Consider the following 23,146-nt stretch of genomic DNA (forward strand, 5'->3'; position numbering starts at 1 on the left):
CGCTCACGTCCTTGCTGCTGTTGCTGTTGCCAGCGGCGCGGCGAATACTCCGGGAGATACATGGATACCCAAGTCATCGAAGCGATCGATAAAGCGCGGACGGATACCCGTGGGGACCGGCCGTCCCAGGAACCTTCCGTGGGCGTCGACGCCTGCCGAGTAATCGAAAACAAAGGCGTCTTGAAGGGTGACAATGTCGCCTTCCATGCCCTGGACCTCAGTCACGTGGGTGATGCGGCGCGTTCCGTCCCGCAACCGGGAGATCTGGATGATGAGGTTCACCGCGGACGCTATTTGCTCGCGGATTGCCCGCAATGGCAGGTCCATACCGGCCATGAGCACAAGGGTTTCGAGGCGCGCCACGGCGTCGCGAGGGGAATTCGAGTGCACCGTGGAGAGGGAACCGTCGTGGCCGGTGTTCATGGCCTGCAGCATGTCGAGGGACTCTCCACCGCGGACCTCGCCGACGACGATCCTGTCCGGCCGCATACGAAGCGAGTTCCTGAGAAGTTCCCTGATGGTCACGGCCCCCTTGCCCTCGGTGTTCGGTGGCCTGCTCTCAAGCCTGACCACGTGTTGCTGCTGGATCTGCAGTTCCACGGCATCTTCGATGGTGACAATCCGGTTGTCTTCCGGGATGAAAGACGAGAGGACATTCAACAGTGTCGTCTTTCCGGTTCCGGTACCTCCGGAAACAATGATGTTCAGCTTCGCCTTGACGCACGCATTGAGCAGTTCCGCCATTTCGGGCGTGAGCGTTCCGAAATCGATCAGGTTCCTGATGGTCAACGGTATTTTGCTGAATTTTCGGATGGTCAGCGACGAACCGCCCACCGCAAGCGGAGGGATCACCGCATTGACTCGGGACCCGTCCTCAAGCCGCGCGTCAACAAGCGGGGACGACTCATCGATCCGGCGGCCCACTTTCGAAACGATGCGTTCGATGACTCTCCGGAGGTGCTCCTCTGAGCTGAATCCGGAGTCCGTGAGGGTCAGCTTTCCTTTTCGTTCGACGTAGATCTGGTCCATCCTGTTGACCATGATTTCGGTGACTTCCGGGTCGTCCAGCAAGCGTTGAAGCGGCCCATAGCCAAGGACGTCATCCGCCACGTCCGCGACCAGCCGGCTGCGCTCGTCCGCGGACAGCGGGACCTGTTCGGCGTCGATGATCCGGATGAGTTCTTCCCGGGCAGTTGACCGCAACTCGTGTTCGCTGACACCCGAGTCGTTGAACCTCGCGCCCAGCCGTTCGAACAACGCGGTGGCCGCGCGCACCTTGAGGGCAGCGAAAGCGTCCACGGGTTGCTGGGCCCTGAGCTTCGGCGAGTCAGGGACGTCGGACAGCTTGACCGAAGTGTGGGGTTTCAGGGCGCCGCCAGGCTTCCCCGAGGGAAGTGGCCTGACCTGCTGCGTCGAGTCAGCGAATGTCGGTTTAGGGGTAGAGGGTGCGCTCGCGCCAAGATCCACCCCGGAGCCGGGAGACGCTTCGGTCTTGTCCTCGGCGGCATGCAGCCGTTCAGACAGCTTCATTAGACGACGACCCTTCTGTGCAGTTTTCGCTGTGCTGTGGCACGCCACGTGGGGTTGAAGCGGTCCACAAGTTGCTTGAGACCTTTGACGGCAGGGTCCTTCACTGAGTCCTGGAGCACGGGAATGCCGCGGTTGGTGGAGAACGCTACGGCCTTCGATCGGGGGATGCTCACGTCAACCGGGGCGCCGACTGTCGATTCGACGTCCTGGACCGACAGCCCCGACTTGGAATCAGCCATGTTCAGCACCACGTGGCGGGTTTCGGGAAGGAGGTTCAACCTGCGGAGGATGTCCAGCCCGGAGCGAAGGCCCCGGACGCTTGGAACGTCCATGCCGGTCACCCAGACTGCGTCCGAGCACTGCTCGAGGGCAGCGAGCCCGATTTCCGGCAGTCCGGGTGCCGTGTCGACAACCACGTACTGGAACTCATGAGCGAGCTGCTCGAGCAGCCTGCCCACTTGTTCCGGCGAGATTTCATCAGCTTCGACGGGGTCCTTCGGCGCGCACAACGCATAGATGCTCGCCGGGTGGACGGTGAGAAAGGCCTTGAGCACCAGCGAATCCTGGCTGGCCGACGGCGTGACGGCGTCAGTAACGGTGTGCTCCGGGTTGAGGTAGAGCCCGGAGGCAACGTCACCGAATTGCAGGTCGAGATCCACGATCACCACGCTCATCGGCGCGATCTTGCCCAGGCCCACTGCGATGTTCGTGGCAATGGTTGTCTTGCCCACGCCACCCTTGGGCGAAAAGACGCCGATCACCAGGCCCTTCGGCGAACCCGATTGCTTTGGTTCCCCGGTGCGCTGTCGGCTGGCGAAAGACTGGCACGCGCGCTCAAGCATGACCCTTATCTGGGCCAGGTCAGCATCCGGGCTCATGATGTCGCGGATTCCCGAGCGCATGGCTTGGAGGACAAACGCGGGATCCAGTTCACTGACGAGGATCACGCTCAGTTCCGGCAACTGCACATCGAAGACCGTGGCCAGGCGAAGGGCGTCCTCCACGGGCACGTCGGGCCCGAGAATCAGCACTTCGAGTTGTTCCTGGTTGAGCGCACCGAACAGTTCTGCCGGATCGGCCGGCAAAATGCTCGTGAAGAAGGTCTGTACGCTTCCCGGCAGGCCACCTGCAACAGCTTGGCGCAACCGTTGGTCAAATTCGGTGTTGGGAGTTATGAGGACAAAACGGCTCACCTGTACACCCCGCTCTGCTGTATGACGATCGGTCCGCTGTCTTTGGCATCCAACGGCTCTTTGCTCAGCCAGATTTTGGCGTACTCGGCAGCGAAGACAATCTTGGCTGCGTCCACATCACTGACCGCAACGGTGAGCAAGAGGGAACCGGTGGGAAGGCTCGTATCGCCCGGGTTGGCAGCGGCACCAGACCCGGGAGCCGGCGTCGGCTGCGCACTTGCGGTCGCTTGGGGAGCGCGCTGCACCGCGGTCAGCAGAACCTTGGGGATGGTCAGTTGCGTGGTCCCTTTGTCCGACTTCGAGTCACTTCCGCCGCCGGACATGGAGATGAAGATGCCAACATGGTCTCCAGGAACGAGTCGTCCCCCGACAACCCGCTGGGGTTCCAACTGGAACGAGACCTCCTGAAGCCCTGCGGGCACCTTGACGTCCCCGGGGGTCTTGAGCGCGTCCGGGGCGACCAGTCTTTCCGACACCAGTGTCTCGCCGGGGACGAGGTCGACGGCGGCAACCTTGCCTGCTGCGTCCGCCAAGGTGTGTAGCGCCGTCTTGGGAACCGCCGATCCCGGGAGTTGCTGGGTGACCAGGGAATCCTTCATGGCATCGACTGAGGTGCCGGCCGGGATGGCCGTCTTGACCACCAACACGTCAACAGGGGCCAGGTTCTGGACTGCCCGTTGATCCGCTCCCTGCGCGTAGGAAAAGACGAGAATCACACCGACGAGTGCCAGCACTGCCGCTGCCGACCCGGCCAACAAGCGTGACTTCACTTACAACTCCTGTGCTCAAAGGATGGATGAAAACTAGGGGGTGAGACGGACAATGGTGGCCCCGTAGGCATCTACCGGGCCCAGCGAGTAGCCGTCCGCCAGCGAGACGTATTTGACGAAGCTCCCGATGATTCCGCGGCAACCTCCGGAGCAGGACACCGCTGGAGACACGTAGGGACTGATGTTATGGAAGCTGTCCGGGGGAGTGTTGTTGCCGCCGCTGAACTTCCACCCCGTCACTTTGAAAGCGGCGAAGGACACCAAATGGTAGATGGCGCCGGCTCCGACTCCTGTACCCGTTATGGCGTCGAAGACCGGGAGCAAGACGACGACATCCCGCCCGGCGTTGATGGTATCGGCCCACTTTTGGAGCGGACAGTTAGGCGGACTGTTCCCCTGGGAGCTGCCGGCTTCGCTCGTGGCGAGGTTGATCGTGGCGCCACACACCCCGGCATCCTGAGCGAGCCAGCCGAAACCCCCCGGCGCGACAGCGCCGGAAGGGCCGTAGTTGCAGCTGGGGTTGGCGCCTGAGCTGTGGTCCTGAAGAAGCTGGAGTGCTCCGCCGATGTATCCCTGCACTTGGCAGATGGAGAACGCGAGAGGGAACGCGGTCGTGCCCGCGACCGGGCTACCCCATTGAACGCTGGAGCTGGTCACAACGCTGGTGGAGTTGACGCCCAGCACACGCGCGAAGAAGAGCGAGACGGCGTTCGGCGCCCCGCCTGCTTGCTGGGCTCCGGCGGTCACGGTGACTTTCCGGTTTGCCAGGTCCAGATTGATCGACTTGATGTTGTTCAGGCCATCGTTAGCATTTTTGTTTGCGATGTCGCTGGCGATCTGGGAGGTGGTGGAGCAATTCGGATCGCTCGTATTCGCGGCGCACTTCTGGGCTACCGCGAGTGCCGCGGCGTCGGATCCGTTCTGAACTTGCGCCCGTTCCGAGTACAGCATGCCCGCATCCACGGCGAGGGCGGCAAAACCGAGCAGCACCACCAACAAGAGCGCGACGAGGACGGCAATCGCGCCGCGCTCGCCGTCGTCGTTTTTGGGGACCATCAGCCGCCGCATACCATGACTCCTACTCCTTGCATGGGGAAAGGCCCCGCGATTCCCGTGAGGGTGCTGAGGGTGTACTTGATCGTCACGGACATCTGGGCTCCGGCCGTGCAGTTGGCCGGGCTGAAGGTGAAGTTCGTGTCTGCCAGCCCAGGATTCAACGCCACCGCTGCGTTTTTTGCCGCTGTCTTCGCGGCCGTCTGGTCGTTTGAGATCGCCATGACCCGGACGCCTTCGCGGGCCGCGTTCGAGAGCGACACCTGCACGTTGTAAGCCCTGCCGAATTCCATGATGCCCAGGAGCAGCATGATCAGGAGGGGCGCCAGGATGGCGAACTCGACTGCCACGGCACCGCGCTCTGAAGACCTCGGCATTGTGTTGCCCTTCCAGAGAACAGATGGTTCGGATCAAGCAGAGTGGCGGCCGCGTGAATGCCGCCGCCACTCGGTAATTGCCTTGCGTGCCGGTAGTGCCTCCCGGGCACTACCGGCGCGGCTCCTAGGAGCAGGTGGCAGCGGTGTGGACGCCACCTGTGGTGGTGCCAGCCGTGAAATGTCCGTTGCTGACGGAGCACTGGACCTGGGTGAACGTGTCGTTCAAGGTTCCGCCGAGAAGTGTGACGGCGGCGATGATGACCACAGCGATAAGGGCAACCATGATGCCGTATTCGACGGCGGTAGCACCCTTCTCGTCATGGCGGACGCGGGATGCGGACTTACGGAAAATCGAAAGCATTTAGGCTCCTGACTGAACGCAGACAAAGAAAATGGCCGGATGCGGGCTAAGTAGTGCCGCGTTGCACCTAGCTACAGGTGGCAGCGGTGTGGACGCCGCCAGTGGTGGTGCCAGCCGTGAAGTGTCCGCTGCTCACGGAGCACTGGATCTGAGTGAACGTGTCTTTCAAGGTACCGCCGAGAAGGGTGACGGCGGCGATGATGACAACAGCGATGAGGGCAACCATGATGCCGTATTCGACGGCGGTGGCGCCCTTTTCATCACGGCGGATCCGGGATGCGGCATTGGAGAAGAAAGCAAACATGTGAAACTCCTGAGCGAGTTGGGGTGGGCTGGTCCAGCACCAGCTCACAAGCAACTTAGCAACGCCCGATACCCCGTGGAGCAGTCCTTGGGACATCCTGTGTCAAGACTCGCGATCCTGCGCATTTCTTGGGTTAAACCTAGGGAAACCCGGCGATCTTGGGCATCCCTGCCGCCCCCGGCCATGGCCGGAACAGCGAACCCGACTCCCGCCGTTGGGCTCTAACCGACCTGTCCGCGGTCCCTCCAGGACGCTCGCTCACATATACGCCCAAATCCCAAAACCCTCGCTCAGATCAAGTGAGCGAGCGTCCGCCGGAAACACCACATACGTGAGCGGGCGTCGGTGGGGGCACCCCGAGAGGCCAGAAGACAGCGCAACCCGACTCCCGCCGTCGGGCTCTAACATACCTGTCCGCGGTCCCTCCAGGACGCTCGCTCACATATACGCACAAATCCCAAAACCCTCGCTCACATCAACCGAGCGAGCGTCCGCCGGAAACACCACATACGTGAGCGAGCGTCCGCCGGAAACACCACATATGTGAGCGGGCGTCGGCCAAAAACCCGACATACGTGAGCGGGCGTCCGGGGAGGGGGCGCTCAGTTAGCCGGCCGGGTGTTCGACGGTCACGGTGCCGGCGTCGCCGTCGACGGTGATCTGTTGGCCGCTCGTGAGCCGCTGGGTCGCGACTCCGGTGCCGAGCACGGCGGGTATGCCGTACTCCCGGGCCACGATGGAGCTATGGCTCAACGGGCCTCCAACGTCGGTGACCACGGCTGAGGCCATCGCGAACAGCGAGGTCCACGCGGGAGTGGTGATGCGCGCAACCAGGACCTCCCCGGGCGCCATCTGGCCGAAATCCTGTGGCCCGGTCAGGACGCGCGCAGGAGCAGTGACCCGGCCCGCGCTGGCGCCGACCCCTTTGATGACGTCGCTCGGCTGGTCCTGGGAGCGCGCCGGCATCATTGATTCGAAGACGCCCTTCATCCAACGGGTCTCCGGCAGCAGCTGCGGGGCAGCCGCCTTGGCCTGGCCCCGCCAAAGCATCTTGCGCTCCTCGACGACGTCGGCCCGGACGGGTCGGGCCGCCCCAGTAATCGCCACCGCCACCGGTGCTAGCGGCTCGGTCGTGCCCGGCGGTTGCGGCGCGGCGAGGCCGAACTCGACGGCGCTTTGCAGCTCCTGCTGCCGCAGCCAGAACACGTCGGCGGGACTGGCGATGATGCCGGAGTAGACCAGCCGCTGTCCGAGTTCGAGCAGCATCCGCCGGATCAGCGGCCAGGCGAGCCCGACGTCGGCGAGCGCGTCTTCGCGGACCGGCGCGGACTTCTGCGCCCAGCGGAGCAGGCGGATGAACGGGGCCCTGCGACTCCGCCCGAGCCGGGTCCGACCCAGCCGTGCGAGGATCCGATCGGTCTGGTCCTCTCGTCGGGCGGCCGAGAGACGCTGGCGCTCGTGCGGGTCATTTCCGTGCCCCCGCAGGTAGAACTTCACCGTATCCAGCAGCACCGAAGGATCATCTGCCGGTACCGGGCTGAGGAAATCCAGGTTGTAGACCGCATGGCCGAACCGATCGAGATGGGCCTGGAAACGCGGCCGCCACTGCTGCCAAAGGGCCGGGTCCATCCCGGCAGGCGGGAGCCAGTTTCTCTGCGACTCGGCCAGCGCCGCCGTCGGTTGATTGAGGATCGCCTGGGCCAGCCCCTCAACCTCCCGGGCCCATGCCGCGAGGTCGTACAACGACTTCTCCGCACGGATGGGTTCACTGTCATAGCCCAGGAGGAATGTCTCGGCTGGAGGATCTCCCGCACGCCGGATGAGTTTGTCGTAGAACGTCCGGAAGGAGATTTCGCTCGTGGCGGCGATCGGAATGACTGATTCCACGGCTGTGTAGTACACGGTTCCGGCCTCGAGCAACGTCCGGACGCCCCCAAGCAGTTCCTCTCCCGAAAGCTCCCCTGCGGACTTCGCCGACCAGTCTTTGAGCACCTCCTTGTAGCGCGGATGCGAGAATTCCCGCCAACCGGTCATGCCCATGTGGGCCTTGCCGCGGGCCAGGGCGACCACAGCTCCAGGCGCCTTGCCCATCACTCGCCACAGTGCCATGGTGCGGTAGTAGTAATAGGCGTAACCGTTGATGGTGGGCAGTCCGACGTCGCCGTCCCTGACGACTTCGCTGCCCACGGCTTCGTTCATCAGGGCCTTGAGCGAGCGGGTCACCGAGCCGTCAATGAGGTCGGCGAAGAGGGGCGAGAGCGGATCCGGCAGTTGTTCCACGATGCTCGCCCGGAAATAGAGCCCCTTCGGGTAAGGCAGCGGCCAGGTGTCCGGAATGTCAGCCACGGGTTCAGGCAGTGCCGTGATGGGCCGGGATTGCAGCATGAAGAAATCACCGTCTGCCCGTGCCCATTCGATGTCCTGCGGAGTTCCGAAGTAGTCCGCAATCCGCGTTCCGTAACGCGCCAGCGCGGCGGCAGCTCCGTCGTCGAGCACGGCCCGGTTCCGAAGCGGAGCCGGGACCGGCTGCTCGGTCGTCCTTCCTTGATCCGGGACGCCTTGGTCCGGGACGACGCCGGAGCCGCGGTCCGCCGCGTGGTCCGCGTAGACGGTCATGACTTCCTTGTCGGCTGTCCGGCGCGAGAGTACGCGTCCGGTTCCCGCTTCCACAATAAGGTCATCCGTGGTGACGGTTCCGCTGACCACGGACTCCCCCAGGCCCCACGCGGCACTGATCGCAATCTGGTCCCGCCGCCCGTTGGCCGGATTGGCGGTAAACATGACCCCTGCCGCCTCGGCCTCGACCATCCGCTGGACGACGACGGCGAGGCGGACATCGCCCGGTGCGATGCCTTCGCGGTCCCGGTAGGCCATGGCCCGCGCCGTCCACAGGGAAGACCAGCAGTCAATGACGGCCGCATCCAGTGCTTCCGCGCCGCGGACGTTGAGGTAGGTTTCCTGTTGCCCGGCGAAGCTGGCCGAGGCAAGGTCCTCCGCCGTGGCGGACGAGCGCACCGCCACGGGCGCGCCGGCGGACTCGCGGCCGCCGGGCCCGCCGCCGTCGCCGAGGCGCTCATAAGCGGCGGCGAGCTCGTAGGCGATGGCGGCAGGCATGGTGCCCCCGGTGAAAAGGGCCCGGATTGCGGCCGAGGCGTCCTCGTAATCCTGCGGTGCAGTCTCGGACGTGAGTGCCGCCAACTCCTGGATGCGCGCCTGAATCCCATTGGCATCCACGAAGGTCCCATACGCCGCAGTGGCCAGCACGAAACCCGGAGGAACCGGCAGCCCGGCGCGAACCAGGTTCCCCAGCCCGACGCCCTTGCCGCCCGCCACGGCGACGTCGGCCGCTTGGACATCGGCGAAGCTGTAGATGTAGGTCATGACTGTCGCTCCTTATCGCGGAGACGCCCTCATCGAGCCTGACTCACAACATACTGCCACGCTGCCGGGCGGGAGGCGATGGCTGCGCTGGCCGGCTTCCTACTGCGGGTCCAAGTCTTACTGCGGGTCCAACGCGCGGTTTATCGCCGCCTGGTCGCAAGCCTGGAGGACGCGAATGAACTCGTCCATCGCTTCCGGCCCCTCGTCGGTGTCCGCCACGCGTACAAGGTGCGACGCCAGGACTGCGACCTTGACGTTCGTCATGCTGCTGCAATTCACGAGCAGTTTGAAGGCGGCGTCGGAGTCAAGGAGCAACCGCCCCATCAGGATGCCGCGCGCCTGGTTGATGACGCCCCGCGTGGCGTTGGCGCCCGCGACGGCGTCACGCGCCGCCTGCTCGGTTTCCCTCCGCAGCGTGGACGTCAGGTCGATCGTGGTCCCCTCGACGGCGACCGCTCCCGACGGGCCCAGTTGCGCATTCCCCGCCGTCAGCACACGACGGACATGTCCCTGCGCGTCGATGATCCGGTGGTAAATGCAGAAGTGTCCGCCCTCGCGGAATACCTGGGCCAGGATCTCCATGGCCGGCGGCCTGTCATCCGGGTGCTTGTGGGACATCAGCAGCTCAAGCGTGGGCACAACTTCCCCTCGCTCGTAGCCGTGGAGATTGAAGAGCCCGTCGGACCATTCCGCTTTCCCCGAGGATGGGTCAAAGAGGAAGGTTCCGGCCAGAAAGCCGGGGGCGCCCAGTGCACTCGAGTACGTATGAGGGCTGTCCAACATGGCGCAAAGACTCACTTCCTAAGTGTGCTTACTAATTTAGCTAAGCGTACAGAATACAGCGGGCGCACGACGCTGGCGGCCCAACAAGCCCCTCTCTGCGTTCACAATAGGGGGTCAGTCCTTCACCACCACCTTGCCGGCCATTCCAAAGTAGTCATGCAGCGCGCAGATGTAGTCGTACACCCCTGCCTTGTTGAATGTCACGGTGAATGTCACGCCCGGCGGCAAAAGGCCAGAATTGAGCTGCCCGCCCGTGTAATTCGTCGGATCGCCTAGCGGCGGGAACGGATTGGCCGGTTCGGTACCGAAAGTGATCGTGTGCGGCTCGCCCATGCCGTTGTTGACGAAGCTCACTTTCTCACCAACGTGAATGACCACTTTGGGTTCGATGAACCGCATGACCATGGCGACGCCGTCGTCGGTTCCGGAAATGACCGTGTGATCGTTGGCCTGATCGCGGGCGTCGCTCCATTGCTTGTAGCCGTCACGGATGATGGCCCGTTCAGCCCGATCTACCCGGTTGTTGTATTGCTCCTGGGTGTACGGGTAGTCCGTACCTTTGGCCCTCACATGCACGGTGCCCTTCTGGGCCGCGCCATGCACCAGGCAGTAATACGTGAAATCGCCGGCATCCGGGAACGTCAGGGTGTAGGAATCAACTTCGGCGAACCCACTGTCCGAGACATTCGACATCACGCCGGAGTTGTAATAGGAGTGCCCGTCGTAGGACGCGCCGCCCTGCGCGGAGATATAGAGCGGGCTGAAAGGATCAAAAGGTTGCGTTGACTCGATGGTTTGCCCTGCGGCAAGGAACGTGACCGTGTGGATTTCGGCCGAGTTGGCCTCCCAGGTGACCTTGTCGCCGGCATTGATGAAGATGTTCTTCGGCAGGAAGGACATCCCCTGGATGGCCTGGTCCGACGATTCGGAGCCGACCTGGACAGTCCACGTCCTTGCGGATTTGCCACTGTCCGCTGCTGCTGTGCCGCTGAGTGCCACCGGCAGGACCAAGGCAAGGAGCAAAATCATGAGCGCTCGAAGGCGCGGCAATAGAAGGGGTTTCGGATGAGTAGTCATAAGACTCATTCCTTAGGAAAATCATTGCTGACCGGCTGTTATCAGCCTGGAAATTTTGAGGCGCCGGAGACCATGGCGTCGTTTGACGGTGACTCGGATTCCTTGAACTTCCCTATGAACTTCAGCTCGCAGCTGCTGCCCCTCCCCCGCATACGGTGCGGCGCCACGACGTTGGGGTCATGCAGGGTCCTCCCTTGCTCGGAGGGATAGCGTCCGGTTCCGTGGGCAAAAGAGCCCCCCATTGCGGAACGGATAGGACACGGCAAAGCCGGCCCATGTGAAGGCGAGAGATTTACCTCTCATCGTGCTCCTGGAACGTTATTTTGTCGAGACAAAACGGACTTCGCGGCGGCTGCTTTTGTATCCGAATTGAGGCTTTCCCGGAGCCGTTTTTAACCCAGCTGAGTGGTACTTTCCGGACATGGACAGACGACGGCGACTGTGGCTATCGGCGGGGCTCGCAGTCCTGCTGGCGCTCGTCGTGGTCCTGGCGGCAGTCATCGCCGGCTCCGTCAGGACATCGTCCGGGCCATCGCCCTCAAGCGCCTCCGCCGGCGCCACGGCTACCCGTGCCCCGTCCCCCACTAAGTCCCCCGCGCCAACCGCTGCAGCACCCGCACCGCCGATAATCCCCGAGCTGCCCACGACCCCCATGAACATCCTGGTGATTGGCAGCGACAGCCGGGCAAATGCGAGGGACCAAAACAACCAGACCGTCACAACAGGCCAGTCAGCGGACCAACGTTCGGATTGCCTGATGCTGATCCACGTTCCATCGGACCGGCAAAAGGTCTACGGCATTTCGATCATGCGCGACAACTGGGTGAACATCCCGGGCTATGGCGCAGCCAAAATCAACGCCAGCTTGGAGGTGGGAGGCATCCCCCTGGTGGTCCGGACCGTTGAGACGCTGTTGGGCACGCACATCGACCACACCGTCATGCTGGATTTCCAGGGCTTCAAGGTCCTCACGGATGCCCTCGGCGGAATCGACGTCAATGTCACGCTGCCCTTCACCGCGAGCTTTGACACCCATCACACCTTTATTGCGGGCGTCAACCATTTGGACGGGGAAGCTGCCTTGGAGTTCGTCCGCGAGCGCTACTCGTTCGTGGACGGAGACTACCAACGCGTCCGCAACCAGCAAACGTTCCTTCGGGCACTCCTGGGCAAGCTCAGGAGCGGAATCCAGTCTCCGGCCGCCGTCCTTGGCCTGGTCAACTTCGCCACAAACTACCTCACGGTGGACCAAGGATACGATCCGGCTTCCGTCGCGAGACTGGCCTACGCCCTCCGGACGGTGGATCCCGCCGCTTCCGTCTTCTTCACCCTGCCCACGGCAGGCACAGGTACTTCCCCGGACGGGCAGTCCATCGTGGTGCCTGACTACGCCGGGATCGGGCAAGTGGCCGGGGCACTGCGGGACGGAACCTTGCCGGAGTATGTGGCCGCACATGGTTACTGAGCTCCCGCTCAACACTCGCAAAGATCTTGATTGAATATTTAACTAATCTTGAAGGGAAGCTTGGGGAATCCTTGCGCCTTCCTAAAATTCCTGCCGGAAAGTAGAGGTCATCGGGCAGCAAAGTCCGTGAAATCCCGGTCTCAACGGGCTTCAAGAAACGGAAATCATCATGGGTCTCAACCTGAAAACCACCTCCGGTAAAGTCATTGCTTCCCTGGCCCTGGTCGGCACTGCTGCCGGCGTGGCGGGACTGGGAACCTACGGTGCCTTCACCTCCAGCACCTCGGCCAGCAACACCGTCGCCTCCGGCAGCGTGAGCATCGCCCTCGGCGCCACAGGCACCGCGAACCGGCTCAGCGTCGCCGCTTCCGGCCTGGTCCCGGGCGACACCGTCCAGCGCGTGGCCACCCTGAGCAACGCAGCCAGCAACCAGAACCTCTCCGCAATCACCCTGACCACCGCGGCCTCGCCCACCTCCTTGCTGGACACCAACACGACGATGGGCCTGCAGGTTGTTGTCGATGCCTGCTCCGTCCCCTGGACCGAAGCCGGCACCGCCCCCGCGTACACCTACACCTGCACCGGAACCACCACCAGCGTCCTCGCTTCCCGGCCCGTCATCGGCGCCAACGTTGCCTTGGCCAACCTGACCTCGGTCACCGCCGGACACACCGACAACCTGCGCGTCACCCTGACCCTCCCCGCTACCGCGGACAACACCCTCCAGAGCCAGAGCAGCACCATCGCGTTCACCTTCACGGGCACCCAGCGCACCGCCACCGCCCAGTAACGCCGCCCCACCCCAGCCAGCCCTCCGCCGTCGAGCCCCCCTGAAAAACGACGGCGGAGGGCCTTCCACAGGAACGGAGACCCAGCCATGACCGCACCACTGGTCCGCCACCAGCGGGTCTCGACGTTTGTCCGGGCCATGGTCAACGTCATCACGACCACGGTGATGGTAGCCTCCGTCGCTGCGTTCCTGTTCCTCGCCGTCGGGCCCCGCGTCCTCGGCTACCAGACCAGCACGATGCTCACCGGCTCGATGTCGCCGCTGATCAACCCCGGAGACGTAGTTGTCACGGTTCCCGTCGCAGTCAAAGACCTGAAGGTCGGGGACATCATCACGTACCACATTCCGGTGGAGGACCAAAGGGTGGAAACCCACCGGATCATCGACCTGGCAGTGAACAGCCAAGGCACCGCCACCGTCCGCACCAAGGGCGACGCCAACAACGGCGCCGACCCTTGGACGGCGACGTTGGCCGGCGGTCAGGTTGACCGCCAGGTTTTCACCGTTCCCTACCTCGGCAACGCGATCCGCACTCTTCGTGATCCCGTGGTCCTGAAGGTCCTGATGTACGGCGCTCCGGCGGCAATGGTGGTCATGGTGCTCGTCTCCATCTGGCGGAAAAAGCCCGAGGGCGACGACGACGCGGACGCCGGGGCTGCCCAGCGCCCCCTGCCGGCCTTCGACCGACGCCCCCTCAAGCGCCTGGCGCGGGAGATGAAGAGCAAGGAGGCCGCCGAGAAGTTCGCGGCCGCCTACGCCAGGCTGTTGCCCCAGCGGGTGGACAAGATCAGCCACGCCCTGAGCAGCGGCGACAGCGACCTCGCGATGGACGCGGTGCTCAGCCTGAAAACCAGTTCCTCAATGGTCGGGGCGCTCCGGATGGAACAGCACTGCGTCCGCCTCGAACACGCCCTGGTCATGACCGACCACACCGCGGCAATCCACGCCGGCGAACTTGTCCGCGAACACCAGCCGCAGTTGGAAAAAGCCCTGGGCGGCCACACCATGCGCCGCGTTGCATGAAAACCCCTTCGAAGAACCGAACCGGATCCGCTGCCCTTACCGTGTGAAAGTCGTAAGAATGGAATGGACCACCGGGCCCGACAGAAAGCCGCCGACCTTGCGTAGAAGCCGGAGCACCGCCGACGCCGGGCGGACGCCTGCGTCCGGACGCGTCGCCGCGGTCCTGGCGGCGGCTGCGGTATTGATCTTCGCTCCCGGTATCGCGCAGGCTGCGTTCAATGGGTCCGACAGCGCTTCACTCCCCGTCTCCTCCGCCATGATCCCGGCATCCACGGCAACCGTCACCGCGAACTGCCAAGGTTCGAACCTCACCATCACCGTCACGTCCTGGGCGATAACAGATCCGCGATTCACAGGAGTCTTCACCGTTTCCAGCGGCGGAAGCACCGTATTCACGGGCACCAGCAAACAAAGCGGCGGCGCAAGCTACAAAGCGTCCATCTCGCCCCACACGGGCACCTGGACCTGGACCGTCCAGAACCAGTACCCGGTCCCCGGCACCAGCAACACCTGGACAGGTACAGCCACGACGGGCCAGTTCACCTGCACCTAAGCCGACGACCACCCGCACGCCGCTACCCCCGCAGCGAACGCGGGCGCCGATGTCGCAAGCCCTCTATATATTGAGAGGATGACCCAGACTTCCGGTTCCGCCCAGCCATCCCACGTCGACAGCCCAACGGCCCCCGTCGCCAAGAAGGTGCCGCACACCCGCGAGCACCACGGCGATGTTTTCGTGGACAACTACGAATGGCTGCGGGACAAGGAATCCACCGAGGTCATTGAGCACTTGAAGGCTGAAATGGCCTACCAGGAAGCCATCACCGCACACCAGGAACCGCTGCGCGAGGCGATCTTCCAGGAAATCAAGGGGCGTACCCAGGAGACCGACCTTTCGGTCCCCAGCCGCAAGGACGGTTGGTGGTACTACACCCGCTCCGTCGAAGGCAAGGAGTACGGCATCCAGTGCCGCGTCCGGGCTGCGAACTCCGGCAATCCCGTGGCGGACTGGACCCCGCCGGCGGTGGAACCCGGCGTCGAACTCCAGGGTGAAGAAGTGTTGCTGGACGGCAACACGGAGGTGGAAGGCAAGCCGTTCTTCTCCGTTGGCGGCACGGCCGTGACGCTGGACGGCAACCTTTATGCCTACGCCGTGGACAACTCCGGCGAGGAACGCTTCACGCTCCGCATCAAGGACCTGCGCACGGGTGAACCGCTGCCCGACGTCATTGAGAACATCTTCTATGGCGTGGCCTTCTCCCCCGACGGCACCCGGATCTTCTACACCGTGGTGGACGATTCCTGGCGCCCCTACCAAGTGAAGTCGCACGTCCTGGGCACGCCCGTCAGCGAGGACGAGGTCATCTACCAAGAGGACGACGTCGCCATGTGGCTCGGGTTCGAGCTCTCCTCCGACCGGAGGTACCTCGTGCTGAGCATCGGCTGCTCGGAATTCAGCGAGACGCGCCTGCTCCGCTTCGACGACTTCGACGCCGGCCTGTCCACCGTGATTTCCCGGGACGAGCACATCCTTTACGAGGCCGAGCCGTTCCTCCTCGAGGGTGTCGAGACCATCCTGCTGACCCACAACAAGGACGCCATCAACTCGATGGTGTCCATCGCGGACCCGGCCGAGTTCGCCAAGCCGCTGGCCGAGCAGCACTGGCGCACCGTCGTCGGGCATTCCGACGCCGTTCGCGTCAACGGCGCGGGCGTCACCTCGACGCATCTGGTGGTGTCTGTACGGCAGGACACGATCGAACGCGTGCAGGTGCTCCCGCTCGCCGGGCTGGGCACCGCCGCCCAGGGTGCCGCCGTGGAGCCAGCCTTCGATGAGGAGCTGTACACGGCTGGTGTGGGCGGAACCGACTATGAAGCGCCGGTGATCCGCATCGGATACACCTCCTACTTCACGCCGTCGCGGGTGTACGACTTCGTGCTGCCCACCGCCGCGCTGCCGCAAGGCGAACTGCTGCTGCGGAAGGAAAGCCCCGTGCTGGGCGGGTACACTGCGTCCGACTACGTGGCCACCCGGGAATGGGCGACGGCGGCGGACGGCACGCGCGTGCCGCTGTCCGTTCTGCGGCACGCCTCCCTTGCGCAGGATTCGAGCGCCGCGGGCCTGGTCTACGGCTACGGCTCGTACGAGGTCAGCATGGATCCCGGCTTCGGTGTGGCCCGGTTGTCACTCCTCGACCGCGGAATCGTCATGGTGATCGCCCACATCCGCGGCGGCGGCGAGCTCGGCCGGCGCTGGTACGACGACGGCAAGAAGCTCAACAAGAAGAACACCTTCACGGACTTCATCGCGGCAACGGACTGGCTCGCGTCCTCCGGTTGGGTGGCGCCGGAGCGGATCGCCGCGATGGGTGGCTCCGCGGGCGGCCTGCTGATGGGCGCCGTGGCCAACCTTGCGCCGGAAAAGTATGCGGCAATCGTGGCGGCCGTGCCGTTCGTGGACGCGCTCAACACCATCCTGGATCCGGAGCTGCCGCTCTCCGCGCTCGAATGGGAGGAATGGGGCAACCCCATCACCGATCCTGAGGTGTACCAATACATGAAGTCGTACACCCCGTACGAGAACATCCGCGCCGTGTCGTACCCGCGGATCGCAGCCGTCACGTCCTTCAACGACACCCGCGTGCTCTACGTCGAACCCGCCAAATGGGTCCAGGTCTTGCGTTCAGAGACCACCGGCGCGGCGCCGATCGTCATGAAGATCGAGATGGACGGCGGACACGGCGGAGCCTCGGGAAGATACGTGCAGTGGCGCGAGCGCGCGTGGGACTATGCCTTCGTCGCGGACTCGCTGGGCGCCGTCGAACTCCTGCCTGGAGCAGGGCTTAAGTAGCGCCCTCGATAGTAGGCTCTCCCATGGGGGCCGAACCGAAACAGTAGGAGCGTAGTGGACAGTCGATTGACTAACGACGCATCGGCACCAAACCGCGCCTTGGTGGCTGACCCTGATCCCGGACGCCTTGCCGAGACGGTGGCGGCGCTCACCGCAGCAGGGTTCATGGTTCGTTCAGCGCACGACGCCGGTTCACTTGCTGCCGCGCTGAGAAGCGAACAGAGCGACGTGCTGGTGGTGGACAACGACCTCCGCGAGTTCCTTCCCCGGAATGACGCCCCGGTCTTGCTCCTGCTGGATCCCGAAGACGAGCTGGATGTTACGGCTCTGGAAGGGTGGACGATTGCTGATTTCACCTATCGGGGCCAGCCTCCCGCATTTCGGGTGCACCGGGCCTTGGTACTGATAGCCCGGGCCGCCGAACGCACGCGCCGCCGTTCGGAAGCCGAGTCGCTGCGGGAGAGCCTGCGGAAGGTGTCCGCGGCGATCCGGTCCACCATTGACCCGGACCGGATAGCGCAGCATCTGGTGAAGGGCATCGGCGAGGCCCTGGGCGCGGAACACGTCTGGTTCACGACGTTCCCGGACACGCGGGTGCCGCAAGTCAGCGCCGAATGGAACGCTCCGGGACTGGTACCCGGAGTCCTGCCGGGCGAACTCACCGGCGACATCGCCACGTTCGAACTCGCGGAACGGTTGTGGGCGGAAGCGGAGGTGCAGCCGCTGCCGAAACGGGCTCCCGCGGGTGAATCCGGTGGCGCGGGTGCGCCGGGTGGCGCGGGTGCGCCGTCGGCGTCTGTTGTGGTGCCGGTAGGCGAGGGAGATCTCGTTCTGGGGGTCATCTGGATCGCGCGCCCGGACACGGCGCAGGAATGGACCCGCGCCGAAATAGGCCTGATCCAGCACGTCTCGGGGAACTTGGCGTATGGCCTGATGCAGAGCCACCTGATCGGCGCGCAACAGCAGGTCATGTACAAGCTCCAGGAGCTCGACCAGGCCAAGACAGACTTCCTCACCACGGTGAACCACGAACTTCGAACTCCCTTGACGTCCATCACGGCCTATCTGGACATGATGCGCAGCGGCGCCGGCGGACCTCTTCCCGCAGGTGTCGAGCGCATGGTCGACGTCATTTCACGAAATGCCGAGCGGCTCCGACGGCTGATCGAAGACATGCTCACCGTCTCGCACCAGGACACTTCCGGCGATCTCCAGTTGAGCCGCGTGAATGTGGGCACCTTGCTCAGGCTTGTTGTCTCGACGTTGCAGCCGCTCGCTGACTCCCGTTCGCTGTCCCTCACCGTGATGCACGCGCCGGGAACCGTGACTGTCCAGGCCGATGAAGCCAAGCTCGAGCAGGTCTTCGCCAACATCATCAGCAACGCGATCAAGTTCACGCCCGACGGCGGCCACGTGGCGGTCAGCAGCGGGATCACCTCGGACCCAGGCACGGTTCCCAGCGTCGTGGTCAGCGTGGAGGACACCGGCGTCGGGATCCCGGAAACGGAAATCGAGCAAGTATTCACGCGGTTCTTCCGCGCCTCAAACGCCTCCACCGCGGCCATCCCCGGGAGCGGGCTTGGCTTGGCGATAGCCCACGACATTGTGGAACGCCATTCCGGCCGGCTCGATGTCGAATCCGCCCTTGGCGTGGGAACCACGGTTTCAGTCCGGCTCCCCCTGGATGCAGAGAGCTAAGGCGCGCCGCTGAATCCGGGGCGGTGTTCTCTATGTGCGTCTACCCAAGTAACTGGCAGTAGATGCCGTTATGAGGCGCCAAAACGGCATCTACTGTGAGTTAGTTGGGCCACCAACCGATCGAGGCGTAGTGGACAACAGTGCCGGTGTTAACCGTCGTTACTGTGGAGCTCGTGGTGCTCGTGGTGTCGTGCTTCGGGGCGGCGTTGGCGGGGCTGACAAATCCACCAATAGCGAGCACGCCCGTCATGAGAAGTGTTGCGGCGAATTTTTTCATGCAGTGCTCCTTTGAGCCGTAAAAATCCGAAGTTGACATTCCCAGCGTAAAGAGGCTCGTTAAAGGTTCGCTTAAGATTGGCTCAGTTTTCGGATGTCTTTGCTGCCAGCCGGTAACCGACGCCGCGCACGGTTTCAACCCAACGCGGCGACTGCGCCGAATCGCCGAGTTTCCGTCGCAGATTGGCGATGTGTACCTGGATCGCACGCTCTTCGGATTCGCTGACGTAGCCTCCGTTTTCGTACTCCCTGGCATGGAGCCAGCGGGCAAGCCCAGTAGTGCTTCGGACAACGCGTCCAGCCTCCATCAGGGCCTGAAGGAGGTCGAACTCGGTGCGGGTCAATTGCACCTCTTCGTTATCCACCCGGGTAGTCCGCGTGGCCACGTCGAGGAAGAGGCCGTTGTGTTCCAGCCCTGATGGCTCAGCCCCCGAAATCACGGTTGTGGGTGCGGTTGGCGAGTTCAGCGCCTGGGCCGGCGGCAGCTCCGCCGTCGTGCTCCCCGCGGAACCGCTCAAAAGCTTGCTGCCGCGGGGCCGGCGGAGGAGCGTCTCAACCCGGGCCAGGAGCTCGCGGGGGCGGAAGGGCTTGGTGACAAAGTCGTCGGCGCCGACGGACAGCCCTTGCAGGGTGTCCACTTCGCGCGCGCGGGCAGTGAGCATGATGATGTAGGCGTCGCTGAACTCCCGGACGCGACGGGTGACCTCGATCCCGTCAATGTCCGGCAGGCCAAGGTCCAAGGTGATCACGTCGGGGTTGTGACGGCGGACGGCATCCACGCCATCGATGCCGTTTCCGGCCGCGTAAACCTCTAGGCCCGATGCCTCGAGGACGGCATGGACTACCTCACGGATGTCATCGTCATCCTCGATTACTACAGCCACGCCCGATGCGCCCACGTCAAGATCCCCATCTCTCTTATGCTCAGCCCACCTTAACACCGGCGGTACCGCTATTCTCGCGCATGTCGGCGTAAGTCCCGCTTCGTCCGGGTAGCGGACGCTACTTCCGCGCGCGCCACTCAGAATCGAGCATCGCGTAGATGACTTCAGTGGACCATTGGCCCTTGTAATGCCAGTTGTCCACAAGCTCGGCTTCCCGGCGCATCCCAAGCCGCTCGCACAATCCCGACGACGAGGTGTTCAGGGCATCCAATTTGGCGTCGATCCGGTGGAACATCAGCTTCTCAAAACCCAGGCGGAGGACGGCCTCGGCTGCCTCGGCGGCGTAGCCCTGGCCCCGGCTTTCCGGAGCGAGGATCCAGCCGATTTCGGCCTGCCCCGTGCCCGGCAGCCACTTGAGGACCACTTCGCCAAGCAGCCCCGGCGAGTCCGCGCGCTCTATGGCGAGGCACACCCAGTCGCCCTCTTGCTCGAAGGTGAAGTTGGCGTAACGGCCGAGCGCTTCCATGGACTGCGTGAGGGTCAATTCCTGCCGGAGCAGGAACCTGGCAGTCCCGGACAGTGACTGGTAGCCGTGGAATCGCTCCAGGTCAGTGGCCTCGAATCGGCGAAGCACGAGCCTCGCAGTCCGGATGGGCAGTTCGATGAGCGGCATGACTCGAGGCTACTACGTCGGGTTTTTTGGGGTCCGGATCGGGCCCGCCGAGCGGTCACCTCTTGACAGTTCAAGCAAACTGGGATTACCTAATGAACATTCGGTAAATAAAGCTGGAGGCAATGACGCATGGTTGAGACCACCCTTTCTGGCGCAGCGCAGCACCAGATCCTCAAGAACGACTACGCCTCCGAGTGGATGGGACTGGAGGTACTCAAGGTCGACGACGGCCACGCCACCGTCCGCATGAAACTCCGGCAGGAAATGCTCAACGGCTTCGGAATGGCCCACGGCGGAATGATCTTCGCCTTCGCTGATTCAGCGTTTGCCCTGGCATGCAACCCGGCCAACCCCTCGCCGTCGGAAGCCGACACCATCACCGTCGCCGCCGGCGTCGACATCAACTTCCTGAAGCCGGCCTATCAAGGCCAGGTGATCACCGCCGTCGCGAACCGCCGCGCCAACAACGGCCGCAGCGGCCTGTACGACATCCAAATCTTCGCGGCCGACGCAAGCCAAGCTGCCGCCGTCGGCTCGCCCGAGGATCCGGGCAGCTATGGCGAGCTCATCGCCGAGTTCCGTGGCCGCAGCCGCACCATCTCCAAGAAGTAGGAAGACCATGACACAGAACACCGTCGCCGCTCCCGACGCACCGCTTCACACCGCACAGCTGGATCGCGAAGAAACCATCTCCCGCGACGAACTCGAGGCCCTGCAGCTCAGCCGCCTCCAGCACACCGTGTCCTACGCCTACGACCGCGTCCCGCTGTACAAGCGCAAGTTCGACGACGCCGGCGTCCACCCTTCCGACCTCCGCGAACTGTCCGATCTCGGCAAGTTCCCGTACACCACCAAAGAAGACCTCCGCCAGGAATACCCCTTCGGCATGTTCGCCGTGCCCCAGGACGAAGTAGCGCGCATCCACGCGAGCTCGGGTACCACGGGCCGGCCGACCGTCGTCGGGTACACCAAAAACGACCTCGCCAACTGGGCCACCCTGGTGGCCCGCTCGCTCCGGGCGTCAGGAGTCCGCCCCGGCATGAAGGTCCACAACGCCTACGGCTACGGCCTGTTCACCGGCGGCCTCGGCGCCCACGCGGGTGCCGAAGCGTTGGGGTGCACCGTCATCCCGATGTCCGGCGGCCAGACCGAACGCCAGATCCAGCTGATCCAGGACTTCAAGCCGGATGCCATCCTGGCAACGCCCACCTACCTGCTCACGATCGCCGACGCGATGGTCCACATGGGTGTCGATCCGGCGTCGACCTCGCTCAAGTACGCGGTGCTCGGAGCCGAACCGTGGACCGAGGAAATGCGGCACGAGCTCGAAACCACCATGAACATCAAAGCGTGCGACATCTACGGGCTCTCCGAGGTCATGGGCCCGGGCGTAGCGGGCGAGGCCGTGGAGACCCAGGATGGCTGCCACATCTGGGAGGACCACTTCCGGCCGGAGATCATCGATCCGTTCGATCCCTCGCGCGGGGAAAGTGCTGTGCTGGCAGACGGCGAACCGGGCGAGCTCGTCTTCACCTCGCTCACCAAGGAAGCTCTGCCGATCATCCGGTACCGCACCAAGGACCTCACCCGCCTGCTGCCCGGCACCGCCCGCCCCGCGCACCGCCGCATGGGCCGCATCACCGGCCGCAGCGACGACATGATCATCCTGCGCGGCGTGAACCTCTTCCCCTCGCAGATCGAGGAAATCGCCCTGCGCATCCCCGAGCTCAGCCCGCACTTCCAGCTCGAGCTCACCCGCCCCGAAGGCAAGCGCATGGATTCGCTCACGGTCAAGATTGAGCGCCGCGAGAACGTCTCCGTCGAGGCGGGCACGACGGCGGCACACGCCTTGCGCGAGCAGATCAAGATCCACGTGGGTTCTTCGTGCGTCGTCGACGTCGTGGAGCCGGGTTCGCTCGAGCGTTCCAACGGCAAGCTGCGCCGCGTCTATGACATGCGACCCAAGAGGTAACGCGGCCCGGCGGATACACGGATCAACCGAACGTTCATGAGAAAATGGCCAGCATGCCTAGTGAAACAGTAACCAAGCGGGGACGCCCCGGATACGACCAGCAATCAGTGCTGCTCATCGCCGTCGACGTCTTCAACCGCCACGGCTACGACGCCACGTCCATGGGCATTCTGGCCGAAAACCTCGGAATCTCAAAGTCGGCCATCTACCACCATGTGCCGTCCAAGGGTGACCTCCTGAAGCTCGCGCTTGAGCACGCCCTCGGTGGGCTCGAGGCCATCCTCGAACAGCCCGAGGCTGTGACGGGGGCAGCGGATGCCCGTTTGGAATTTGTCCTCCGGCAGACCATCGCCGTATTGGTGGACCGGCTGCCTTTCGTCACGTTGCTCCTGAGGCTCCGCGGCAACACCGACATTGAGCGCGACGCCCTGGAACGGCGTCGTGCCTTCGACCACAAGGTGGCCGCGCTGATCTCGGCCGCCCGAGAAGAAGGCACGCTGCGCCAGGACATCGATCCCCGCACCGTGACCCGGCTCCTGTTCGGCACCATCAACTCGATCGTGGAGTGGTACAAACCGGGCGGCTCGCTCTCCCCGCAGCGCCTGGCCGACGACGTCATCACCATGGCGTTCGACGGCCTGCACGCCTCGGCGTAGGACGGTTCCGGGGCACCCCTCCGTCCCTC

22 protein-coding genes are annotated in these 23,146 nt (G+C 64.0%); 9 read left to right on the forward strand and 13 right to left on the reverse strand.

The features are described 5' to 3' along the window. Window positions 1–3: 3 nt before the first annotated feature. From OIT41_RS16560 to OIT41_RS16605, 10 genes are all read right to left on the reverse strand, one after another. Entirely contained in the window at window positions 4–1,530 is a 1,527-nt protein-coding gene (locus tag OIT41_RS16560; RefSeq protein ID WP_264636885.1) for a CpaF family protein, read from the reverse strand. After that, window positions 1,530–2,723 (reverse strand): AAA family ATPase, encoded by a 1,194-nt coding sequence (locus OIT41_RS16565; protein WP_078107731.1) that lies wholly within the window; start codon window positions 2,721–2,723, stop codon window positions 1,530–1,532. Before OIT41_RS16565 ends, OIT41_RS16560 begins: the two co-directional genes overlap by 1 nt. Next, on the reverse strand, window positions 2,720–3,493 hold the full coding sequence (locus OIT41_RS16570; protein ID WP_264636886.1) for a Flp pilus assembly protein CpaB: 774 nt from the start codon (window positions 3,491–3,493) through the stop codon (window positions 2,720–2,722). Before OIT41_RS16570 ends, OIT41_RS16565 begins: the two co-directional genes overlap by 4 nt. A 33-nt stretch (window positions 3,494–3,526) precedes the next feature. Further along, on the reverse strand, window positions 3,527–4,561 hold the full coding sequence (locus OIT41_RS16575) for a Tad domain-containing protein (RefSeq protein WP_264636887.1): 1,035 nt from the start codon (window positions 4,559–4,561) through the stop codon (window positions 3,527–3,529). Then, window positions 4,549–4,923 carry a TadE/TadG family type IV pilus assembly protein gene (locus OIT41_RS16580; protein WP_264636888.1) on the reverse strand — a complete coding sequence of 125 codons (375 nt, stop codon included), beginning with the start codon at window positions 4,921–4,923 and terminating at the stop codon, window positions 4,549–4,551. Before OIT41_RS16580 ends, OIT41_RS16575 begins: the two co-directional genes overlap by 13 nt. Window positions 4,924–5,047: 124 nt before the next feature. Then, window positions 5,048–5,284 carry a Flp family type IVb pilin gene (locus OIT41_RS16585; RefSeq protein WP_241709352.1) on the reverse strand — a complete coding sequence of 79 codons (237 nt, stop codon included), beginning with the start codon at window positions 5,282–5,284 and terminating at the stop codon, window positions 5,048–5,050. A 67-nt stretch (window positions 5,285–5,351) separates the two neighbouring features. Then, window positions 5,352–5,588: a Flp family type IVb pilin gene (locus OIT41_RS16590; RefSeq protein ID WP_241709351.1), complete on the reverse strand. Its 237-nt coding sequence runs from the start codon at window positions 5,586–5,588 to the stop codon at window positions 5,352–5,354. Window positions 5,589–6,194: 606 nt separating this feature from the next. Continuing rightward, complete coding sequence (locus tag OIT41_RS16595; RefSeq protein WP_264636889.1) at window positions 6,195–8,969, reverse strand: PEP/pyruvate-binding domain-containing protein; 2,775 nt, start codon at window positions 8,967–8,969, stop codon at window positions 6,195–6,197. 117 nt (window positions 8,970–9,086) lie between these two features. Then, window positions 9,087–9,752, reverse strand: a complete 666-nt coding sequence (locus OIT41_RS16600) for a PAS and ANTAR domain-containing protein (protein WP_264636890.1) — start codon at window positions 9,750–9,752, stop codon at window positions 9,087–9,089. 114 nt (window positions 9,753–9,866) lie between these two features. Continuing rightward, window positions 9,867–10,829, reverse strand: coding sequence for a plastocyanin/azurin family copper-binding protein (locus OIT41_RS16605; protein WP_264636891.1), 963 nt, complete (start codon window positions 10,827–10,829; stop codon window positions 9,867–9,869). Window positions 10,830–11,250: 421 nt separating this feature from the next. On the opposite strand from OIT41_RS16605, the gene OIT41_RS16610 reads away from it, so the two are divergent. The 6 genes from OIT41_RS16610 to OIT41_RS16635 all read left to right on the forward strand — a co-directional run bounded on the left by OIT41_RS16610 (window position 11,251) and on the right by OIT41_RS16635 (window position 18,656). Further along, window positions 11,251–12,294: an LCP family protein gene (locus OIT41_RS16610; RefSeq protein ID WP_264636892.1), complete on the forward strand. Its 1,044-nt coding sequence runs from the start codon at window positions 11,251–11,253 to the stop codon at window positions 12,292–12,294. Between the two features lie 169 nt (window positions 12,295–12,463). Continuing rightward, on the forward strand, window positions 12,464–13,084 hold the full coding sequence (locus OIT41_RS16615; protein WP_264636893.1) for a CalY family protein: 621 nt from the start codon (window positions 12,464–12,466) through the stop codon (window positions 13,082–13,084). A gap of 87 nt (window positions 13,085–13,171) precedes the next feature. Continuing rightward, window positions 13,172–14,107: a signal peptidase I gene (locus OIT41_RS16620; RefSeq protein ID WP_264636894.1), complete on the forward strand. Its 936-nt coding sequence runs from the start codon at window positions 13,172–13,174 to the stop codon at window positions 14,105–14,107. A 58-nt stretch (window positions 14,108–14,165) separates the two neighbouring features. Continuing rightward, window positions 14,166–14,660 (forward strand): hypothetical protein, encoded by a 495-nt coding sequence (locus tag OIT41_RS16625; RefSeq protein WP_264636895.1) that lies wholly within the window; start codon window positions 14,166–14,168, stop codon window positions 14,658–14,660. Window positions 14,661–14,738: 78 nt separating this feature from the next. After that, a complete protein-coding gene (locus OIT41_RS16630; RefSeq protein WP_264636896.1) occupies window positions 14,739–16,958 on the forward strand; it encodes a S9 family peptidase in 2,220 nt (739 codons plus the stop codon). Window positions 16,959–17,024: 66 nt separating this feature from the next. Then, on the forward strand, window positions 17,025–18,656 hold the full coding sequence (locus tag OIT41_RS16635; RefSeq protein WP_264636897.1) for a GAF domain-containing sensor histidine kinase: 1,632 nt from the start codon (window positions 17,025–17,027) through the stop codon (window positions 18,654–18,656). A 100-nt stretch (window positions 18,657–18,756) separates the two neighbouring features. Here OIT41_RS16635 and OIT41_RS16640 read toward each other — a convergent pair whose 3' ends face one another. From OIT41_RS16640 to OIT41_RS16650, 3 genes are all read right to left on the reverse strand, one after another. Then, window positions 18,757–18,933 (reverse strand): hypothetical protein, encoded by a 177-nt coding sequence (locus OIT41_RS16640; protein WP_264636898.1) that lies wholly within the window; start codon window positions 18,931–18,933, stop codon window positions 18,757–18,759. 82 nt (window positions 18,934–19,015) lie between these two features. Further along, window positions 19,016–19,816: a response regulator transcription factor gene (locus tag OIT41_RS16645; protein ID WP_264636899.1), complete on the reverse strand. Its 801-nt coding sequence runs from the start codon at window positions 19,814–19,816 to the stop codon at window positions 19,016–19,018. Between the two features lie 118 nt (window positions 19,817–19,934). Further along, on the reverse strand, window positions 19,935–20,489 hold the full coding sequence (locus OIT41_RS16650) for a GNAT family N-acetyltransferase (protein ID WP_264636900.1): 555 nt from the start codon (window positions 20,487–20,489) through the stop codon (window positions 19,935–19,937). A gap of 129 nt (window positions 20,490–20,618) precedes the next feature. Between OIT41_RS16650 and OIT41_RS16655 the strand changes: the two genes are divergently transcribed. Genes OIT41_RS16655 through OIT41_RS16665 form a run of 3 tightly spaced genes read left to right on the forward strand, consistent with a single transcriptional unit; the run spans window position 20,619 to window position 23,117 of the window. Further along, window positions 20,619–21,101 (forward strand): hotdog fold thioesterase, encoded by a 483-nt coding sequence (locus OIT41_RS16655; protein ID WP_264636901.1) that lies wholly within the window; start codon window positions 20,619–20,621, stop codon window positions 21,099–21,101. A 7-nt stretch (window positions 21,102–21,108) separates the two neighbouring features. Further along, the gene (gene paaK, locus OIT41_RS16660; protein WP_264636902.1) at window positions 21,109–22,461 is read left to right on the forward strand and encodes a phenylacetate--CoA ligase PaaK; all 1,353 of its coding nucleotides are present in this window, start codon (window positions 21,109–21,111) and stop codon (window positions 22,459–22,461) included. Window positions 22,462–22,514: 53 nt separating this feature from the next. Then, window positions 22,515–23,117 carry a TetR/AcrR family transcriptional regulator gene (locus tag OIT41_RS16665; protein WP_078107744.1) on the forward strand — a complete coding sequence of 201 codons (603 nt, stop codon included), beginning with the start codon at window positions 22,515–22,517 and terminating at the stop codon, window positions 23,115–23,117. Window positions 23,118–23,146: the final 29 nt, after the last annotated feature.

It is taken from the genome of Arthrobacter sp. YA7-1 (assembly GCF_025960325.1).
Lineage (GTDB): Bacteria > Actinomycetota > Actinomycetes > Actinomycetales > Micrococcaceae > Arthrobacter > Arthrobacter bambusae_A.

Bases quoted from the DNA above. Each gene is read 5' to 3' on its own strand.
- OIT41_RS16560 (WP_264636885.1), bottom strand. From the start codon at position 1,530: ATGAAGCTGTCTGAACGGCTGCATGCCGCCGAGGACAAGACCGAAGCG.
- OIT41_RS16575 (WP_264636887.1), bottom strand. From the start codon at position 4,561: ATGCGGCGGCTGATGGTCCCCAAAAACGACGACGGCGAGCGCGGCGCG.
- OIT41_RS16580 (WP_264636888.1), bottom strand. From the start codon at position 4,923: ATGCCGAGGTCTTCAGAGCGCGGTGCCGTGGCAGTCGAGTTCGCCATC.
- OIT41_RS16585 (WP_241709352.1), bottom strand. From the start codon at position 5,284: ATGCTTTCGATTTTCCGTAAGTCCGCATCCCGCGTCCGCCATGACGAG.
- OIT41_RS16590 (WP_241709351.1), bottom strand. From the start codon at position 5,588: ATGTTTGCTTTCTTCTCCAATGCCGCATCCCGGATCCGCCGTGATGAA.
- OIT41_RS16595 (WP_264636889.1), bottom strand. From the start codon at position 8,969: ATGACCTACATCTACAGCTTCGCCGATGTCCAAGCGGCCGACGTCGCC.
- OIT41_RS16600 (WP_264636890.1), bottom strand. From the start codon at position 9,752: ATGTTGGACAGCCCTCATACGTACTCGAGTGCACTGGGCGCCCCCGGC.
- OIT41_RS16605 (WP_264636891.1), bottom strand. From the start codon at position 10,829: ATGACTACTCATCCGAAACCCCTTCTATTGCCGCGCCTTCGAGCGCTC.
- OIT41_RS16610 (WP_264636892.1), top strand. From the start codon at position 11,251: ATGGACAGACGACGGCGACTGTGGCTATCGGCGGGGCTCGCAGTCCTG.
- OIT41_RS16615 (WP_264636893.1), top strand. From the start codon at position 12,464: ATGGGTCTCAACCTGAAAACCACCTCCGGTAAAGTCATTGCTTCCCTG.
- OIT41_RS16620 (WP_264636894.1), top strand. From the start codon at position 13,172: ATGACCGCACCACTGGTCCGCCACCAGCGGGTCTCGACGTTTGTCCGG.
- OIT41_RS16625 (WP_264636895.1), top strand. From the start codon at position 14,166: ATGGAATGGACCACCGGGCCCGACAGAAAGCCGCCGACCTTGCGTAGA.
- OIT41_RS16630 (WP_264636896.1), top strand. From the start codon at position 14,739: ATGACCCAGACTTCCGGTTCCGCCCAGCCATCCCACGTCGACAGCCCA.
- OIT41_RS16640 (WP_264636898.1), bottom strand. From the start codon at position 18,933: ATGAAAAAATTCGCCGCAACACTTCTCATGACGGGCGTGCTCGCTATT.
- OIT41_RS16650 (WP_264636900.1), bottom strand. From the start codon at position 20,489: ATGCCGCTCATCGAACTGCCCATCCGGACTGCGAGGCTCGTGCTTCGC.
- OIT41_RS16655 (WP_264636901.1), top strand. From the start codon at position 20,619: ATGGTTGAGACCACCCTTTCTGGCGCAGCGCAGCACCAGATCCTCAAG.
- paaK (WP_264636902.1), top strand. From the start codon at position 21,109: ATGACACAGAACACCGTCGCCGCTCCCGACGCACCGCTTCACACCGCA.
- OIT41_RS16665 (WP_078107744.1), top strand. From the start codon at position 22,515: ATGCCTAGTGAAACAGTAACCAAGCGGGGACGCCCCGGATACGACCAG.